This is a genomic window from Aminobacter sp. BA135, assembly GCF_050859125.1.
Lineage (GTDB): Bacteria > Pseudomonadota > Alphaproteobacteria > Rhizobiales > Rhizobiaceae > Aminobacter > Aminobacter ciceronei.
Window position 1 is genome coordinate 365180 of the sequence record NZ_CP139572.1, and the last position, 13560, is coordinate 378739.

At 64.4% G+C, this 13560-nt stretch carries 12 protein-coding genes; 3 read left to right on the top strand and 9 right to left on the bottom strand.

From position 1 onward, the window contains the following. Nucleotides 1-9: 9 nt before the first annotated feature. The 9 genes from asnB to speB all read right to left on the bottom strand — a co-directional run bounded on the left by asnB (nt 10) and on the right by speB (nt 8974). Nucleotides 10-1530, bottom strand: coding sequence for an asparagine synthase (glutamine-hydrolyzing) (gene asnB / locus SLT36_RS01840; protein ID WP_432285562.1), 1521 nt, complete (start codon nt 1528-1530; stop codon nt 10-12). A gap of 148 nt (nt 1531-1678) precedes the next feature. Further along, nucleotides 1679-2479 carry an ABC transporter permease gene (locus SLT36_RS01845; RefSeq protein ID WP_432285563.1) on the bottom strand — a complete coding sequence of 267 codons (801 nt, stop codon included), beginning with the start codon at nt 2477-2479 and terminating at the stop codon, nt 1679-1681. Beyond that, nucleotides 2476-3330: an ABC transporter permease gene (locus tag SLT36_RS01850; RefSeq protein WP_432285564.1), complete on the bottom strand. Its 855-nt coding sequence runs from the start codon at nt 3328-3330 to the stop codon at nt 2476-2478. Before SLT36_RS01850 ends, SLT36_RS01845 begins: the two co-directional genes overlap by 4 nt. Further along, nucleotides 3327-4364, bottom strand: a complete 1038-nt coding sequence (locus SLT36_RS01855) for an ABC transporter ATP-binding protein (protein WP_432285565.1) — start codon at nt 4362-4364, stop codon at nt 3327-3329. Before SLT36_RS01855 ends, SLT36_RS01850 begins: the two co-directional genes overlap by 4 nt. A 179-nt stretch (nt 4365-4543) precedes the next feature. Continuing rightward, complete coding sequence (locus SLT36_RS01860) at nt 4544-5632, bottom strand: ABC transporter substrate-binding protein (protein ID WP_432285566.1); 1089 nt, start codon at nt 5630-5632, stop codon at nt 4544-4546. Nucleotides 5633-5698: 66 nt separating this feature from the next. Then, nucleotides 5699-6346: an amino acid ABC transporter permease gene (locus SLT36_RS01865; protein ID WP_432285567.1), complete on the bottom strand. Its 648-nt coding sequence runs from the start codon at nt 6344-6346 to the stop codon at nt 5699-5701. Next, the gene (locus tag SLT36_RS01870; RefSeq protein ID WP_432285568.1) at nt 6343-7011 is read right to left on the bottom strand and encodes an amino acid ABC transporter permease; all 669 of its coding nucleotides are present in this window, start codon (nt 7009-7011) and stop codon (nt 6343-6345) included. Before SLT36_RS01870 ends, SLT36_RS01865 begins: the two co-directional genes overlap by 4 nt. A 3-nt stretch (nt 7012-7014) precedes the next feature. Continuing rightward, nucleotides 7015-7818, bottom strand: coding sequence for a transporter substrate-binding domain-containing protein (locus SLT36_RS01875; protein ID WP_432285569.1), 804 nt, complete (start codon nt 7816-7818; stop codon nt 7015-7017). A 94-nt stretch (nt 7819-7912) separates the two neighbouring features. Then, nucleotides 7913-8974, bottom strand: a complete 1062-nt coding sequence (gene speB, locus SLT36_RS01880) for an agmatinase (RefSeq protein WP_432285571.1) — start codon at nt 8972-8974, stop codon at nt 7913-7915. A 209-nt stretch (nt 8975-9183) separates the two neighbouring features. On the opposite strand from speB, the gene gcvA reads away from it, so the two are divergent. The 3 genes from gcvA to SLT36_RS01895 all read left to right on the top strand — a co-directional run bounded on the left by gcvA (nt 9184) and on the right by SLT36_RS01895 (nt 13528). Continuing rightward, on the top strand, nt 9184-10146 hold the full coding sequence (gcvA, locus tag SLT36_RS01885; protein WP_067955218.1) for a transcriptional regulator GcvA: 963 nt from the start codon (nt 9184-9186) through the stop codon (nt 10144-10146). A 258-nt stretch (nt 10147-10404) separates the two neighbouring features. Further along, entirely contained in the window at nt 10405-11709 is a 1305-nt protein-coding gene (gene pncB / locus SLT36_RS01890; protein ID WP_432285573.1) for a nicotinate phosphoribosyltransferase, read from the top strand. Between the two features lie 370 nt (nt 11710-12079). Beyond that, nucleotides 12080-13528 (top strand): hypothetical protein, encoded by a 1449-nt coding sequence (locus tag SLT36_RS01895; RefSeq protein WP_432285574.1) that lies wholly within the window; start codon nt 12080-12082, stop codon nt 13526-13528. Nucleotides 13529-13560: the final 32 nt, after the last annotated feature.

Genomic DNA, 13560 nt, shown 5'->3' on the forward strand with positions numbered 1-13560 from the left:
AGCACCCGTCTAGGCAACCGCCACCGATACCCGGTTGGCGACCCATTTGCCAGCCGCATTGATGATGCGGTCGGGGTCGCTGTAGCTCTGCCGCAGAAGGCTCTCATAGACCGCGCCCTCGGCGGCGCGGTCGAGCGGCGTGGCCGAGCCGGTCATTGCCTGCAGCGCCTCGCCAAGTGCCGTCACAGCTCCCGACCCCTCGTCGAACTGCGCCTTCTTGCGCCAAACGAGGTCATGCGGCAGCATGTCGGCGCAGGCCTTGCGCAGGATCCACTTCTCCGTCGTCGGTCCAGTGCTTTCGAGTGAAGCCGGATCGGTGCGCCTGAGCTTCAGCGTCGCCGGAATGCTCTGGGCGAAATCGATCAGCTCGCGGTCGAGGAACGGCGTGCGCGCCTCCAGGCTCTCGGCCATGGTGACGCGGTCGACGCGCTGCAGATTGATGTTGTGCATCGTGCCCAGCGAGCGCGTCAGTTCGTCGGCCAGCTCGCGCGGCCGGTCGACATAGGCGTGGTGATAGGTGTAGCCGGCAAACAGCTCGTCGGCGACTTCGCCGGTCAGCACCGCCTTGACGTGCCGCCGCGCCAGCCTGGCGGCGAAATGCGTCGGCACCGCCGAACGCACCAGGTCGATATCAGCACTTTCGAGATGATAGATGACATGCGGCAGCACGCGGGCGACCTCTTCGGGCGTAAAAGCGTGCTCGAAATGCTCGGTGCCGAGATAACCGGCGACCCGCCGCGCCGCGATCAGATCGGGGCTGCCGGCGAGGCCGACGGAAAATGTCTTCAGCCGCTTCGGCGACTGCCTTGCGGCGATTGCCGCGATGATCGAGCTGTCCAGCCCGCCCGACAGGAACGACCCGACCTCGACGTCGGCGACCATCCACTTGGCCACCGCCTCTTCCAGCACCAGCCTGAGCTCGCGCCAGGTCAGCTCCTCGTCGATACCGGGCTCCGGCTCGGCCGCACCTTGCGGCATGCGGTACCAGCGACGCATGCCGGCCTGGCTGTCGTACATGGCGCCAGGTTCGAGCGCTTTGATCTTTGCGACATCTACGCCGTCGAAGGCCTTGAGCTCGGATGCAAACGCCAGCCCCTCGCCGATATGGGCGACATAGAGCGGCTTGATGCCGAGCGGGTCGCGCGCGGCAATGATGCGATCCGGCGTTGCCAGCACGAAGGCGAACATGCCGTCGAGCCGCGACACCCAGCGCAACGCATTCCTGCGGAAGAGATGCAGCACCGTCTCGCTGTCGCTGCGGGTCTGGAAGGCGCTCTCGCCGAGGATCGCGCGCAGGTCGGCGTGGTTGTAGATCTCGCCGTTGACGACCAGGATGTTGTCGCCCTGGTAGATCGGCTGGGCGCCGTTGTCGGGGCCAATGATGGCAAGCCTTGCATGCGCCATGACGACGGGAATGTTCGTCGGCCGCAGCACCTCCAGCGCGTCGGGGCCGCGGTGCTCCATCTTGCGGATCATCCGCGTGGCCAGGGCCTCGTCATCGAGGTTCCAGAGGCACACAAATCCGCACATGGCGCTTCGCTCCCGCATGGCCGCCGGGTTTTGGTCGGCATGATTGCGATGCTAGGAGCGGCAGCCACCGAGCGCGACAACCAGGCGGCTGACAATTGTCACTCAGGCGACACCGTTCGAAGGTGCCGCCCGACTTGTCGCTGACGCCTCAGGTCTCCGAGGACATCGCGCCCAAGAGCCGCCTGATGTCGCCAAATTTGGCGATCAAGCCGAACACCAGTGCCGCCACCGCGACGAAGAACACCGACACCGAGGCCATCGTCGGCGTATAGCCGTAGCGCAGGGCGTTGAAGATCTTGATCGGCAGTGTTTCCAGCGTGAAGCCGATGGTCATGTAGGCAACGATGTACTCGTTGAGCGACAGCACGAAGGCGAAGGCGTAGCCCGAGACGAGGTAGGGCCGGATCAGCGGCAGCACCACCGTCTTCAGCACCGTGCGGTCGTCGGCTCCCATCGTCGCCGCCGCCTCGACCAGCGAACGGTCAATGGAGGCGAAGCCGAGCGACAGCGTCACCAGCGGCAGGGTGACAAAGAAGATCGCGTGGCTGATCACTGCCGTCCATGGCTGGCCATAGAAACCGGTCGTCGCCCAGAAGGTCAGCATGCCCAATGCGGTGATGACAGGCGGCAGAATGAACGGTGCCAGTCCGAGGATCTGGAACACGTTTGCCCAGGGCGCGATGCGCCGCCACAGGAACCAGGCCAGCGGCAAGGCGATGGCGACGGCCAGTGCTGCCGCCGTCACCGCCAGTGACAGCGAAGCGATCAACGCCTTGCGCCATTCCGGGTCCATGAAGATCTGGGCATACCAGGCCAGCGAAAAGCCTTTCGGCGGAAACGCCAGGTCCTGCTTTTCGTTGACCGATACGCCCGCGACGACGACTAGGGGCGCTGCCAGGAACAGGGCGACGGCGACGAAATAGAGCCGGCGAAGGAATGTCTGTCTCACAGCGCGTTCTCCCTGCGTCCGACGAGCAGCGTCAAGCCGACAAGCGCCAGCGACATCAGCACCAGGAACACCGCCATCGCTGCAGCGAACGGCATGTTGGACTGATAGATGGCCTGTTCGGTGATCAGCACGGACAGCGTCCAGTGCGACGGCCGGCCAAGGATCTGCGGCAGCAGATAGGAGCCGAGCGCGAAGACGAAGACCATGATCAGCGTGGCGACGATGGTGTTGCGCAGCGCCGGCACCACGACATTCATGAACGCCCTGACCGGCGAGGCGCCGAGCGTGCGGGCCGCCTCCAGCAAGGTCGGGTCGAGGCGGACCAAGGCAGGGTAGAGCACCAGGATCGTATAAGGCAGCGCCTGATAGACCATGCCGGTCAGCACCGCCCAGAAGCTCGGCGTCAGCGCCACCGGCTCCTTCATCAAGCCGATCGCCACGAACAGATTGGTAATGCCGGCGGTCCGTGTAAACAGCGTCGACCAGGCAAAGCCGATGATGACTTCCGACAGCGACAGTACCGACAGCAGGCAGACCAGCCAGACCGTCTGCACCTTTCGCGGCCGCTTGGTGAGCAGATAGGTGAAGGGAAAGGCGATGACCAGGCAGCAGATCGCCACCATCACCGCCAGCACCAAGGAAAAGCCCAGCACCTTGCCGAAGAACAGGCTGAGGAAGCGGGCATAGTTGGAGAAGACGAAATCCGGCGTATAGAAGCCGGAGGGATCGCGCTGGAAGAAGCTGACGGCGATCATCGTCGAGAACGGCACGACGAAAAAGACGATCAGCATCAGCCCGGGAAAGAACAGCGGGCTGTAATCGGCAAGCGATTTCGGCGCCTCGCGTTTCATGATTTCAGCACCACGCAAGACTGCGCCGGCAATGTCACGCCGACCTGCTGGCCCGCCTTGACGTCGGGCCGCTCGCGCGGCGTCGCCACTGCGATGATTGTCTTGCCGCCTGTTTCGACGAAGGTCTCGATGGTGCCGCCGAGATCGCGGACGAAGGTCACCGTGCCTGATATGGCGTCGCCGCCGACGGAGCCGAGATGCACGTCCTCGGGGCGGATCGATACCGAGGCTTTGGTCAGGCCCTCAGGCATCGTGAGGCCTGCGATGGCCTGACCAAGCACCGAGACCCGGCCGGCGCGATCAACTTCCGCATCGAGCAGGTTGGTCATGCCGATGAAGTCGGCGACGAAGGCATCGGCCGGCTTGCGGTAGATCTCGATCGGCGGTGCGGCCTGCAGGATCTTGCCGTTGCCCATGACGACGACGAGGTCGGCCATGGTCATCGCCTCGCGCTGGTCGTGGGTGACAACGAAGGTGGTGATGCCCAAGCGCTGCTGCAGCTGGCGCAGTTCGACCTGCATCGCCTCGCGCAGCTTGGCATCGAGCGCCGACAGCGGCTCGTCGAGCAGGAACAGCTTCGGCGACAGTGCCAGCGCGCGGGCAATGGCAACACGCTGGCGCTGGCCGCCCGACAGCTTGGCGACGGGACGTTCGGCGAAACCGGGCAGATGAATGAGCTTCAACAGCTCGTCGGAGCGCTTCTTCTGCTCTTCGCGTGACGCCCCGCGAATACGCAAGGGATAGGCGATGTTGTCGCCGACGGTCAGATGCGGAAACAACGCCAGCGACTGGAACACCATGCCGAGATTGCGCTTGTGCGTCGGCACCGGCGTGATGTCGGTTCCGTCGAGCAGGATCGCGCCGCTCGAGGGATCCTCGAGGCCGGCGATCATGCGCAGAAGCGTCGTCTTGCCGCAGCCGGACGGGCCGAGCAGGCAGACGAACTTGCCATGCGGCACCGACAGGTTGGCCGTATCGACAGCCGTGAAGTTGCCGAATGACTTGGTGATGTCCTTAAGCACGAGTCCGGACATGAGGGGGCCTTGAAATGTTGGAGCGGCGTTGCGGAAACCGTTGCTTCTCCCCGTTCACGGGGGAGAAGATGCCGGCAGACAGATGAGGGGCGGTGCGAGCCTTGCCACGGCGGCTCTGCCCCTCATCCGGCCCTGCGGGCCACCTTATCCCCGCGAGCGGGGAGAAGGAAAAAGGCAGATCAGCCGACGATCAGTTCGGTCCACTTCTGGTTAATCCAGTCGGCCTTGGTGGTGTAGAGGTCGTAGCGCGGGATGATCGGCGGAATGTCGGACGACACGCCGGCGAACTGCTCCGGCGTCAAGTCGGTCAGCTCGCGCTTGACCGTCGGCGCCGTGCCGACCTTGCGCGACATCAGCGCCTGTACCGCCGGCTGGCACATATGGTCGATGAAGGCATGCGCCTCCTCGGTCTTCTTCGAGGCGCGCGACAGCACCCACGAGCCGGAGTCCTGGACACCGCCTTCCTTCGGGAAAGTCGACCGCACCGGCTGGCCCTCGGCGGCGGCGAGGCCGGTGACGTCGTGATAATACTGGCCCATCGGGATTTCGCCCGACTTCAGCGCCTGTTCGAACTGCGCCTCGTCGCGATACCACAACCGCACGTTCGGCTTGACCTCGGCGAGCTTCTCCAGCGCCTTCTGGATGCCTTCCTCGGTGTCGAGCGCCTTGGTGCCACCCATGAAAGTGGTGGCCGTCACCTCGAGCAGGAAGGAGTTGGAGGCGAGCGCCAGCAGGCCGAGCTTGTCGGCATTGGCCGGATCCCAGAACGCCGCCCAGCTGTCGGGCGCGGTCGGGAAGACGTTGGTGTTGGTGACCAGCGTGATGTACCAGGCAACAGCACCGATGCCGGCGACGCGGCCATCCGGATATTTGTTGATGAAATGCTCGATCAGGTTCGAGCTGTTCTTGATCTTGGCGAGGTCGAGCGGTGCCCACAGCTCGGTCGACTGGCCCTTGAGCATCGAGGTCTGCGACATCATCGACAGGTCGGCCGGCGCCTGGCCTGCCTTGGCCGCCTGCTCCAGCTGCACCAGCCAGGCTTCGCCGGTCGGCTCGGCGACGGATTCCACCGCGATGCCGGTCGCCTTGGTGAATTCGGGGAAGATGTGCTCGTCGAACGACTTCTTGAAGTAGCCGCCATAGACGCCGATCTTGATCGACTTGTCCTGGGCTCTGAGGATCGACGGCATCGCCAGAAGGCTTGCCGAAGCGACGCCCGCGCCCAGCACGGCGCGCCGGCTGATCGGGTGGTTCAGGATCTTGGTCATCTCAGTTCTCCTCATTTGGCGCTGGCTTTGTGCCAGCTGTTCCCTGTCGTTATTGTGATGGGCGGTTCAGTGTGCTGCGGCACGGGCCTCCAATGAACGGGCATACTGGGTCAGCGGGTAGCACAGCACGAAGAAGATCAGCGCCACCAGCCCATAGACGGTGAAGGGTTCGAACGTCGCGTTGTTGATGGCGTTCGAGGTCCGGAGCAGTTCCTCGAAGCCGATGATCGAGGTCAGGGCCGTTGCCTTGATCAGCTGGACGAGGAAACCGACAACCGGAGCCCGCGTGATGGCGAAGGCCTGCGGCAGGATGATCAGGCGCAGTTCCTGCAGGTAGTGCAGGCCAAGGCTCGCGCCGGCATCCCACTGGCCGCGCGGCAAGGCATCGACGCCGCTGCGCCAGATTTCGGCGAGATAGGCGCTGGCAAAGAAGGTCAGGCCGAGCACCGCAGCCGTCCATGGCTCGATCCGGAAGCCCAGCATCGGCAGGCCGAAGAACATCAGGAACAGCTGCATCAGCAAGGGCGTACCCTGGAACAAGGCGATATAGCCACTGGCGAAGCGCCGTGCCCATTTGGCCTTGGAGATGCGCAGGAACAGGATGGCGACGCCGACAATGCCGCCGCCGATGAACGCCGCTATCGACAGCAACACGGTCCAGCGTGTGGCGAAGATCAGGTTGCGCGCAATGTCCCAGAAGGTGAACTCGATCATGATACACCTGCCGAAAGCGTGCGGCGCCCTATGCCGACGAGCAGGCGGCGCAACAAGATCGACAAGCCGAGATAGATCATCGCCACGACGAAATAGGTTTCGAAGGGACGGAATGTCCGCGCCTGCAGCATGTCGGCCTCGTAGGTGAGTTCACTCACTGCGATCTGCGACACGACCGAAGACTCGAGCATCATGATCACGATCTGGCTCGTCAGCGCGGGGAAGATGACCTTCAGTGCCTGCGGCAACACGATCTTGACGAAGACCTGGCGCGGCCGCAAGCCCAAAGCAGCGGCCGCCTCGCGCTGGCCCCTGGGCACCGCGTCGAGGCCGGCGCCGACGATCTCGGTGGTGTAGGCGGCCATGTTGAGCGTCATCGCCAGGATGGCGGCGACGATCGGGTCGAGCCGGATGCCGAGGCTCGGCAGGCCGAAGAAGATGAAGAACAGCTGCACCAGGAACGGCGTGTTCCTGATCACCTCGACATAGCAGGTGATGGCCCGCTGGAGCCATTTCGGCCCGTTGCGACGACCGGCGGCGGCAGCGATGGAAATGATCGTGCCGGCGATCGTCGTCACGACGATCAGCAACACCGTCATGGCGGCGCCGCGGGCGATCGCGCCCACGGCCCCTTCAAGCCAGCCGAAGTCGAGGCTGTAGCTCACGGCTCAGTCCTTGAGATTCTCGGGGTTGAGCGGAACCTTGAGCCAGGCCTCGGACGACGTCGACAACCGGCCATCGGCCAGCATCGCCGCGACCGTGTCGTTGATGACCTTCTTGAGGCCTTCCTCGTTCTTGTTGAGGCCGATATGCGACGGCGAGGTCAAGAGCTGGAACTTCTGCTCCGGCTTAAGCGCCTCCTGCCGCGCCAGCACCTGGGCGCCAACGTCGTTGCCCACCACCATCAGCTGGGTCTGGCCCGAGATGAAGGCCTGGATGACGGCGTTATAGTTGTCGAAGCGCTTGATGTCGGCGGAAGCCGGGGCGGCCTCGGTCAGCGAGGTGTCCTCGAGCGTGCCGCGGTTGACGGCGATCGACTTGTCGCCAAGGTCTTCCTTGCCCGCCACCTTGAGTTCGGCCGGGCCGATCACGGCGATGTAGTAAGGCGCGTAGGCCGCGGCGAAATCGATGACCTCTTCGCGCTCCTTGGAGTAGCCGACGCTCATCAGGAGGTCGACGCGCTTGTCGGTGAGATAGGGGATGCGGTTCTGGCCGGTCACCGGCACCGGGTTGAGCTTGACCTTGAGCGCGTCGGCGATCGCCTGGGCAACATCCATGTCATAGCCCTTCAGGCTCATGTCGGCGCTGGCCGAGGAGAAGGGCGGAAAATCGGCGAAGACGCCGACATTGATCTGGCCGGCCTTGGCGATGTCTTCGAGCGCGTCGGCATTGGCGGATTGCAGGCCGAAGGTGACGCCGCCCGCGACGATGAGGGCGGCAACTGTCTGATGCAGTGCGATCTTGATGTTCATGTTTCGGTTCCCTCTGGATTGATTGGGTTGTCGGTTGCGGTCGTTGCCGCCTGGCCGCCGCTTCCAGGTCGGCGGCCAGTATTGATCTGTCCGGTCAGTCCTTCTTGCCGGTGACGAAGGGGCTGAACAGCATCAGGCTGAGGATCTCGAACAGCACCTGGGCACCGGCATGGGCAGTGTTGGTGGTCGAATCATATTGCGGCGCGACCTCGACGACGTCGCCGCCGACAAGGTTGAGGCCCTTTAGGCCGCGGATGATCTCCAGCACCTCGCGCGTCGTCAGACCGCCGACCTCTGGCGTACCTGTGCCGGGCGCGAAGGACGGGTCGAGGCTGTCGATGTCGAAGGAGAGATAGGTCGGGCCATCGCCGACGATCTTCTTCGCCTTCTCGATGACCGCAGGGATGCCCATGCCGGTGATCTCCTCGGCATGCACGATGGTCATGCCGGACTCATAGGAGAACTCCCACAGATATTCGGCCGAGCCGCGGATGCCGATCTGGATGACACGGCTCGGGTCGAGCACGCCATCGAGCACGGCGTTGCGGAACGGGCCGCCATGGTGGAACTTGGTCAGGTCGTAGGCGCCGCCGGTGTCGCAATGGGCGTCGATGTGGATCATGCCGACCGGGCGCTTCTTGCCGACGGCCTTGAGGATCGGATGGGTGATCGAGTGGTCGCCGCCGACCGACAGCGGCACCACGCCGGCGTCGACGATCTGGCCGATGCGGCGCTCGATGTCCTCATGGCTGAGCTCGAGCCGGTAGCGGCTGCGGAACGGCACGTCGCCTATGTCGGCCACGCGCAGTTCCTGCACCGGAGCGCAGTCGAGCACGTGGTTGTAGGGGCCGATGCGCTCGATGGTACGCAGAGCGCGCGGGCCGAAGCGCGAACCGGGGCGATTGGTCACGCCGAGATCCATCGGCACGCCGACCATCGCCACCTGCAGGTCGCCGAAATCAGGGTTGTCGTTGTCGACCTGGAGATAGGGCGCGGTCAGGAAGGTCGGCACGCCCGAATAGGGCGCAAGCCGAGTGCCGGCCTTGTTGAAAATCTTGTCGGCGACGCGGCGGAACTTCGGGTCGAACAGATCGCCGCCATGGCCTTCGCCATATTTCTTGCGCAGCTCATCGAGCTTTTTGACGTCGAAACCCATGCTATCCTCCTGTGGTCCAAGACGGCAAAGCGGGGCGATCGCCTGCGGCCGCCCGCTCCCGGCGTCCGGCCTGATAACTCGTGTCCCCGCATGCTTTTTGGTTGTTGTGGAGCGAGTTTCCGGCAGCGCCGTTGAAATAGCAATTGATAATGTTAAGCTTAGCGCTGTGAGATTTTCTCACAATACCTCATCCCTCGCGCGGAGTTTTCATGTCCCGCCGCCTGCCTCCGCTCAACCCGCTGCGCGCCTTCGAGGCGACCGCCCGCCATGGCTCGCTGACCAAGGCGGCGGGTGAGCTGAACGTTACCCATGGCGCCATCAGCCACCAGATCCGAGCGCTCGAGGCGACGCTCAAGGTCAAACTCTTGGAACGCGCCGGCTCGCGGCTGAAACTCACCCCACAAGGCGCCGAGCTTCTGCCCGCCGTCACCGGCGCCTTCGAGAGCATTGCGTCCGCCACCGCGCGCATGACCCGGCCGACCAGTTCGGGCAAGCTCACAGTCTCTTGCGTTCCGGCGTTGCTGTCGCTGTGGCTGGTGCCGCGCATTGGCGGCTTCACCACGCGTTATCCCGGCATAAGCCTCAGCCTCAACGCCTCAAACGACCCGCGCGACATCCATTCGCCCGACGTCGACGTCTGCGTCCTCTACGGCAACGGCAGCTGGACCGATTGCTGGTTGAAGAAGTGGTCGACGCTGGAGCTGTTTCCCGTCGTTAGCCCAACCTTGATCAACAACCGGCCGATCCGCAGTGTCCGGGACCTCGCCGACCACGTGCTGCTCCATGCCGATGACGGCCGCGAGTGGCACACCTGGCTTGCTGCAGCCGACGCGCTCGACGTCAAGCCGGTTCAGCAGCATCGCATGGCCGGCGCCAGCCTGACCACGGAAGCCGCCGTGCACGGCCATGGTCTGGCGCTGGGCGACACGGTGACGGCATCGAGCCTGCTCGCCCGCGGCCAGTTGGTCACGCCCTTCAACCTGTCGGTGCCGGCAGTCGACGCCTTCTATGTCGTCTGCCGCAACGAGGTGCGCTCAGCACCCATCGTGCAGTCCTTCATCGACTGGCTGTTCGCCGAGCGCGAGGAACTTCCCGCCCGCACCGAGCAGGCCGTCACCGGCCAGATCAGCATCCGCAAGCGGCGCGGCCAGAAGGCGGCGGCCGCCGGCTAAAAGCAATTCCAGCAGAAGTGTGCAGCGGTTTTCCGTCCGGAATTGCGTAGAAACAAAGAGATAGAGAGGTTCCGCGATTCGAAGAAAAGCGGAACCTCTCCAGCGGCAAACTTGATTGGACGATGCAACGATAGGTCCAGCGCTGCTTTTTTCGCGTCCTGAGCTTGATCGCCCCGGCGCTATATCCCAATGCTGTCAACGAGGAATGCGGCGCGCGCCGGCCCGGCGGGCGGATGCGCCAAGGAGGACTGAAGCGGCATGGCCAGGACCGACATTGCACGGCGGGTGTACAATCACACCTGGAAGCTCGATCCGATCGTCCGCTCGCTGCTCGACACGGATTTCTACAAGCTCCTGATGCTGCAGATGATCTGGGGCATGCACCCCAAGGTCGACGCCACCTTTTCGCTGATCAACCGCGCCACCTCGGTCAAGCTGGCCGAGGAGATCGACGAGGGCGAGCTGCGAGAGCAGCTCGACCATGCCCGCACCTTGCGCTTCACCAAGAAGGAGATGATCTGGCTCGGCGGTAACAATTTCTACGGCCGCAAGCAGATCTTCGAGCCGGAGTTCCTGGCCTGGCTCGAGAACTTCCAGCTGCCCCCCTACCATCTGGAAAAGCGCGACGGCCAGTACGAGCTGACCTTCGCCGGCCCCTGGGTGATGACCTCGATGTGGGAAATACCGGCCCTTGCCATCATCAACGAGCTGCGCTCGCGCTCGGCGATGAAGGCCTTCGGACCCTTCGCGCTCGACGTGCTCTACGCCCGCGCCAAGGCCAAGATGTGGGACAAGACCGAGCGGCTGAAGATGCTGCCCGAGATCAAGATCTCCGATTTCGGCACCCGCCGCCGCCACTCCTTCCTGTGGCAGCGCTGGTGCGTCGAGGCGCTCAAGGAAGGCATCGGCGAGGCCTTTACCGGCACCTCCAACGTGCTGCTGGCCATGGACACTGACCTCGAGGCGCTCGGCACCAACGCGCATGAGCTGCCGATGGTCTATGCCGCACTTGCCAACGATGAGGCCGAGCTCAAGCAGTCGCCCTACAATGTGCTGCGCGACTGGCAGCGCTATTATGGCGGCAACCTTTTGATCGTCTTGCCCGATGCCTTCGGCACGGCGGCCTTCCTGCGCGACGCGCCCGACTGGGTCGCCGACTGGACCGGCTTCCGCCCCGACAGCGCCCCGCCGATCGAGGGCGGCGAGCGCATCATCGACTGGTGGCGCAAGAAGGGCCAGGACCCCCGCTCGAAGCTGCTGATCTTCTCCGACGGCCTCGACGTCGACACTATCATCGAGACCTACCGCCACTTCGAGGGCAAGGTGCGCATGTCCTTCGGCTGGGGTACCAACCTCACCAACGACTTCGAGGGCTGCGCGCCCAAGGAAACCAACCGCCTCAACGCCATCTCGCTGGTCTGCAAGGTCACCGAGGCCAATGGCCGCCCGGCGGTCAAGCTCTCCGACAACCCCGCCAAGGCCACCGGCGACAGACAAGAAATCGCCCGCTATCTGCGCATCTTCGGCGAGAAGGACCGGGTGGAGCAGTTGGTGAAGGTTTAGGGGTGGCGCGTGGACACGGTTCCGTGGAACTCCACAATCGCTTCAGTCGCGCTCCGTCCCACCCCCCTCTGCCCTGCCGGGCATCTCCCCCACAAGGGGGGGGAGATCAGGCCGTCATCTAACCCGCAGCCAATCACCGACCTAGCTTTTTAAGACTTGCGCCGTCGCAGGAATGAGCGCCACCGGCGACGCGACCAATCTCCACCCTTGTGGGGGAGATGGCCGGCAGGCCAGAGGGGGGTGCGAAGGATCGCAACGCTGAACGTTCTTCGTAGAGCTCCATCAGACCGCCAATGTCGCTGTCACCATCCCATACACTGCCTCGGGCACCCTTCCCGCGACCCCGACCATGTGGCACACCGGCAAGGTGATGCGGGGAACCAACACAGCCACAACCATCCAACGCAAAGCGGCAGCAGTGCTCGCCGCATGCGCTGCCGCCGCATCGCACACCTCGCCCGCTTTCGCCCATGCCTCCGACCGTGGCCATGTGCTGCTGTTGCCGACCGGGCATTACATAGCCGGCGCAGCGTTCGCGGTGGCGGCGAGTTTTCTGGTCCTGGCACTGCTGCCGCCGGCGCGGCTGGTGTCCATCTGGCGCAAGCGCCTGCCGCTCGGCTCCATCCCTGATCTACGGTTGCCTGCGAGCCTCGCCGCCTTCGCCGTCTTCGCAGCGTTGATCACAGCGGGCTTCATCGGCTCGCGCGACCCGCTGTCCAACCCGCTGCCCCTGACGATCTGGACACTGCTCTGGGTTGGGCTCACGCTGGCCCAGGGCCTGTGCGGCAATCTCTGGTCCTGGCTCAACCCATGGTACGGACCTTATCGCTTGGTCACAGGAGCGCTGGGTGCCAAGGCTCGGCAAAAGACCCCACTGCATCTTCCCGAATGGCTCGGCTACTGGCCCGCAGTCATTCTGTTCTTCGCCTTCGCCTGGTTCGAGCTGATCGACCCCGCCCCGGACGATCCGGCACGCCTCGCCATGGCCGCCGGCCTCTACTGGATCATTTCATTCACCGCCATGCTGGCCTTCGGCTTCGAGCGCTGGAGCCGTCAGGGCGAATTCCTCTCGGCCTTCTTCGCCATGATCGGCCGCTTCGGCATCGTCGAGGCCAGCAAGGATCGGTCCCGCCTGCGCCTTGCCCTGTGCTGGCCGGGCGCCAAGCTTTACCAAGCCGAAGCGCTGCCGCCCGCGGGGGCGCTGTTCCTGCTCGCGACCCTCGCTTCGGTATCGTTTGACGGCTTTTCGAAGACGTTCTTCTGGCTCGGGCTCAACGGCATCAACCCGCTCGAACTGCCCGGCCGCACCGCGCTGGTCGCCACCAACAGCTTCGGCCTGATGGCAATGTTCGTTGCACTCGCCGGCGTCGGACTGCTCGCGGTCGCCGCGGGCGAAAGGCTGGTCCGCAGTGCCGCGCCGCTGCCCGACGCCGCCGGCCTGTTCGTCTGGTCGATCGTTCCGATCGCGCTGGCCTATCACTTCTCGCACTATCTGACGGCACTTCTGGTCAACGGCCAATACGCGCTGGTGGCGCTGTCGGATCCGTTCGCCTTGGGCTGGAACCTGCTCGGCACAGCCCACATGCCGGTGGAGGCCGGCATCGCCATGGGCGCGCATTCGGCTTGGCTGCTGTGGAACCTCCAGGCGACGGCGATCGTCGGCGGGCATGTGCTGGCAGTGCTCGTCGCCCATGTGTTTGCCTGGCGAATGCACCCCAATGCGGCCAGCGCCTCGCTCAGCCAGTTGCCGCTCACCGTGCTGATGATCGGCTACACCGTTTTCGGCCTCTGGCTGCTCTCGACAGCAACGGCGGGATAGTGCAAATGCAGGTGGATTTTGACCTTGGGGAA

Excerpts from the sequence above, each read along its gene's own strand:
- asnB (WP_432285562.1), bottom strand. The coding sequence starts at position 1,530 with ATGTGCGGATTTGTGTGCCTCTGGAACCTCGATGACGAGGCCCTGGCC.
- SLT36_RS01850 (WP_432285564.1), bottom strand. The coding sequence starts at position 3,330 with ATGAAACGCGAGGCGCCGAAATCGCTTGCCGATTACAGCCCGCTGTTC.
- SLT36_RS01855 (WP_432285565.1), bottom strand. The coding sequence starts at position 4,364 with ATGTCCGGACTCGTGCTTAAGGACATCACCAAGTCATTCGGCAACTTC.
- SLT36_RS01860 (WP_432285566.1), bottom strand. The coding sequence starts at position 5,632 with ATGACCAAGATCCTGAACCACCCGATCAGCCGGCGCGCCGTGCTGGGC.
- SLT36_RS01865 (WP_432285567.1), bottom strand. The coding sequence starts at position 6,346 with ATGATCGAGTTCACCTTCTGGGACATTGCGCGCAACCTGATCTTCGCC.
- SLT36_RS01875 (WP_432285569.1), bottom strand. The coding sequence starts at position 7,818 with ATGAACATCAAGATCGCACTGCATCAGACAGTTGCCGCCCTCATCGTC.
- speB (WP_432285571.1), bottom strand. The coding sequence starts at position 8,974 with ATGGGTTTCGACGTCAAAAAGCTCGATGAGCTGCGCAAGAAATATGGC.
- gcvA (WP_067955218.1), top strand. The coding sequence starts at position 9,184 with ATGTCCCGCCGCCTGCCTCCGCTCAACCCGCTGCGCGCCTTCGAGGCG.
- pncB (WP_432285573.1), top strand. The coding sequence starts at position 10,405 with ATGGCCAGGACCGACATTGCACGGCGGGTGTACAATCACACCTGGAAG.
- SLT36_RS01895 (WP_432285574.1), top strand. The coding sequence starts at position 12,080 with ATGCGGGGAACCAACACAGCCACAACCATCCAACGCAAAGCGGCAGCA.